Source organism: Stenotrophomonas mexicanensis (assembly GCF_032911605.1).
Classification (GTDB): domain Bacteria; phylum Pseudomonadota; class Gammaproteobacteria; order Xanthomonadales; family Xanthomonadaceae; genus Stenotrophomonas; species Stenotrophomonas maltophilia_A.
Genome location: NZ_JAWJTG010000084.1, coordinates 1 through 3962 on the forward strand (window position 1 = coordinate 1; position 3962 = coordinate 3962).

Annotated in this window: 2 protein-coding genes; one reads left to right on the top strand and one right to left on the bottom strand. The window is 66.3% G+C overall.

Features of this window, described 5'->3' with window-relative positions; translation table 11 throughout:
• Positions 1-68: 68 nt before the first annotated feature.
• Positions 69-2195, bottom strand: coding sequence for a TonB-dependent receptor (locus tag R1L06_RS20365; protein WP_317218587.1), 2127 nt, complete (start codon positions 2193-2195; stop codon positions 69-71).
• A 221-nt stretch (positions 2196-2416) separates the two neighbouring features.
• On the opposite strand from R1L06_RS20365, the gene R1L06_RS20370 reads away from it, so the two are divergent.
• The gene (locus tag R1L06_RS20370; protein ID WP_032129763.1) at positions 2417-3808 is read left to right on the top strand and encodes a class II 3-deoxy-7-phosphoheptulonate synthase; all 1392 of its coding nucleotides are present in this window, start codon (positions 2417-2419) and stop codon (positions 3806-3808) included.
• Positions 3809-3962: the final 154 nt, after the last annotated feature.

The following is a 3962-nucleotide window of genomic DNA, read 5'->3' on the forward strand; positions in this document are numbered from 1 at the left end:
GGTGACCTGCACCGCCAGCAGCAGACTGGCCGCCAGGGCAGCCACGTAGGCCAGCGGCCGGCACTATCTCAGAAATCCTGCTGCAGGCTCAGGTAGGCGCCGCGGCGCGGTCCCCATTGCGGGGCGAACACGCCGACGCCACCGCCATCGCGCAGCTGGTAGCTGCGGTCCAGCGCGCTGATCACCGCCAGCTGCACATGCAGTGGATGGCCGCTGTCGACGTTGAAGTCGTGCCCGGCGCTGAGGTTCACCTGCAGGTAGGACGGCAGCTCGTCACCGTTGGGTACGCCCTCGATGTCCGAACGCAGGCCACTGCCGAACACGTAGTTGGCCCCGATCCGGTTGTGCCCGGCGAAGGCGTAGCTGAGGCCACCCGACGAGGTCAGCTTCTGGTCGTGGTCCAGGTGGATCCAGTGGTTGGCAACATAGGCCAGCGCCTCGGGATCGAGGTTGTACTGGCTGGTGATGACATCCGTACCGATGGCCTTGTTCAGCGCCGCATTGAAGTAGGCACTGAACGGGCCGTTGCTGAAGTCGGCACTGAACTCCAGGCCACGGATGTGTCCGCGGCGGTAGTTGAAGGTCGAGTAGATGTAGGCGGCGCCGAACTGGCCTTCGTCCTGCAGGCGGGCGACGCGGCGGTCGTACGCATCCAGGCCCAGGGTCAGGTGTTCACCCAGCTGCTGCGAGACGCCGATGTCGTAGTAGTCGCTACGCTCGGCCAGCGGCGTGTTGTTGCCGCCGCTGGGCTGCTGGTTGGTGGTGCCGTCGTACAGGGCGATGTCGCTGCTGGCGATCAGTTCACTGGCCGGTGGCGTGAAATAGCGCGAATAGCCGGCATGCACGGTGGTGCTGTCGCTGGCATTCCAGACCACGCCCACGCGCGGGCTGAGCTGGCCCTCGGTGCGGCCGAAGGCCTTGTAGCGGTCACCGCGCAGACCGTAGTTGACGGTCCAGTCGTCGCCGATTTTCCACTCATCCTGTACGTACAACGCCAGCGTGCTGGCATGGAAGGCGCTGTGGTCAGGAATCAGCAGCGGCGTGGTGCTGGACTGCTGGCCGCCGTCATCAACCGGGAACACCCAGCTGTTGCTGCTGGCCCGTGCGTTCTCGTAGTTGCCGTACAAGCCGTAGCGCAGCGTGTGGTCGTTGCCCAGTGGTGTGGAGAAGTCGGCCTGCAGGGTGTTGGCACGGTTGCTGCGCTGCACCTGCGAGGCGACGCCACTGAACACCAGATCGCCGACGACGTCCGGATTGAACGCCAAATCGCTGTAGCGCTGCCCGGCGGACAGCTGGTAGGCGGTGCTGCCCAGCGTGCCCTGCAGTACCAGCATGCCGAAGCGGGTGGTCTCGCGCTGGGTCTCATCCAGCTGGCTGGAATCGAAGGTGGTGGTGTCCAGGTAACCGAACTGCGGCGTCTGCCCTGGATTGACCGGAATCTGGAAACGGTTGTTGGCGAAACCGGCGAACACACTCAGGCGGGTGTTCTCGTTGACCAGGTAGGTCAGGTCGGCGAAGGCCTTGCCCTGGTGGGTATCGTCGTGCAGCGGCTTGCGCGAGCTGGTCGGATTCTCCAGGCCGACTTCGTTCTGGTCGTAGTTGCCGGTCAGGAACCAGCTCCAGCGTCCCTGGTTGCCCCACCAGGAGGCATTCGGGTTCACCTTGCCGAACGAGCCGGTGGTCAGTCCGGCGCTGCCACCGTTGCCCAGCTCGGCGCCATTGCGGGTGGTGATGTCGACCACCGCCGCGGTGCGCTCGCCGAACTGCGCCGGCAACGCGCCGTCCATCAGGCGGATGCTCTTGATGGTGCGCGCATCCAGGGTCTGGCCGAAGCCGGAGATCGATTCGGGCAGCAGTACGCCGTTGATCCGGTACTGCAGGTTGGCGTGGTCGCCGCGCACGTGCACGCCGCCATAGGAATCCTGGACCACGCCGGGTGCCTGCAGCAGCACCTGGCTGAGCGGCGCGGAGGCGCCCAGCGGCTGCTTCTGGATGTCCTCGGCGGTGATCTGGTACTGGCTGCTGCCGATGTCCGGCGACAGCGTGTTGCGGGCCTGGTCGAGCTGGGCGTGGACGGTGACCGCATCCAGATCCTTGACGGACGAAGCGGGGGCGTCGGCTGCCGAGGCGAAGGCGGGCAGGCTGGCCAGGGCCAGGGCGAAGGTGATGCCGGTAGCGAGGGGCGAGGGCTTCATGGTGGGAGAGGTGGCGGCTGGATGTGGAAGGGGCCGGTCCATGACATTGAAGTGTTACTCCGTAACAAATCATGCGCCTGTCCCGGGCGGCTGACCATGCAGGATCTGGCCGCTGGCGTCGGCCTTTCTCTGCCGTTCAGGCGAGCCGGTAGGCCGGACCGGCCCTTTGCGTCAGCGGCTGGCTCTGCGACCATGACCGCCCCCCATCCCGGAAGTCTGCAATGAGCCTGTCCGCCGTTCCGCCCGTGCCCGATCCCGCCGCAGCCGCCACTGGCGCCGCCTGGTCGCCGGAGAGCTGGCGTGGCAAGACCGCGCTGCAGATGCCGACCTACCCGGACCCGGTGGCGCTGGACGCCGCCCTGCACGAGCTGAAGCGGCTGCCGCCGCTGGTGACTTCCTGGGAGATCCTGGCGCTGAAGCAGCAGCTGGCCGAGGCGCAGGAAGGCAAGCGCTTCCTGCTGCAGGGCGGCGACTGCGCGGAGAACTTCAGCGACTGCGAATCGGGCACCATTTCCAACCGGCTGAAGGTGCTGCTGCAGATGAGCCTGGTGCTGGTGCATGGCCTGCGCCAGCCGGTGATCCGCGTCGGCCGTTTCGCCGGCCAGTACGCCAAGCCACGTTCGGCCGATACCGAGACCCGCGACGGCGTGACCCTGCCCAGCTACCGCGGTGATGTCATCAACGCGCCGGCGTTCACCGAAGCGGCGCGGCTGCCGGATCCGAAGAGGATGCTGCAGGCCCACGCGCACTCGGCGATGACCATGAACTTCGTGCGTGCGCTGATCGACGGCGGTTTCGCCGACCTGCACCACCCCGAGTACTGGAACCTGGAATGGGTGAGCCATTCGCCGTTGGCCGCCGACTACCAGAAAATGGTGGCGTCGATCGGCGATGCGGTGCACTTCATGGAGACCCTGGCCGGGGCCCGCGTTCACAACCTCAACCGCATCGATTTCTACACCTCGCATGAAGCACTGCTGTTGCCCTACGAGCAGGCGCTGACCCGCCAGGTGCCGCGCCAGCAGGGCTGGTTGAACCTGAGCACGCATTACCCGTGGATCGGCATGCGCACGGCCGCACTCGATGGCGCGCACGTGGAATACCTGCGTGGCGTGCGCAACCCGATTGCGATCAAGGTCGGCCCGTCAGTGACGCCGGACCAGCTGCTGCGCCTGATTGATGTGCTCAACCCGCATGACGAGCCGGGTCGACTGAGCTTCATTCACCGCATGGGTGCAGCGCAGATCGCCGAGAAGCTGCCGCCGCTGCTGGATGCGGTCAAGCGCGATGGCCGCCGCGTGCTGTGGGTGTGCGATGCGATGCATGGCAACACCGAAAGCACTGCCAATGGTTTCAAGACACGCCGCTTCGACAACGTGCGTGGCGAAGTGGAGATGTCGTTCGATCTGCACGCGGCCGCAGGTACGCGACTGGGCGGTGTGCACCTGGAGCTGACCGGTGAGGACGTGACCGAGTGCACCGGTGGCGCGCGCGAACTGACCGAACGTGACCTGGAGCGCGCCTACCGTTCGACGGTGGACCCGCGGTTGAACTACGAGCAGTCGCTGGAGATCGCGATGGCGATCGTTCGCAAGCAGGAGCAAGTGCGGTAAGGGGGTGCGGCAGGGCTTGCAGCCCTGCACCTGCCGAGGCCAGAGCAACAGCAACGGCAGAAGCGGGTATTCCGTGGGATGGCGGGGCGGTGTGGGTAGGCAGGACACGCCGTAAACCCATCCATGGGGGCTCGATGGCGCCATCCATGGCGCC

What these genes read in the sequence shown, in the direction of transcription:
- R1L06_RS20365 (WP_317218587.1), bottom strand. Translation starts at nt 2,195, where the DNA reads ATGAAGCCCTCGCCCCTCGCTACCGGCATCACCTTCGCCCTGGCCCTG.
- R1L06_RS20370 (WP_032129763.1), top strand. Translation starts at nt 2,417, where the DNA reads ATGAGCCTGTCCGCCGTTCCGCCCGTGCCCGATCCCGCCGCAGCCGCC.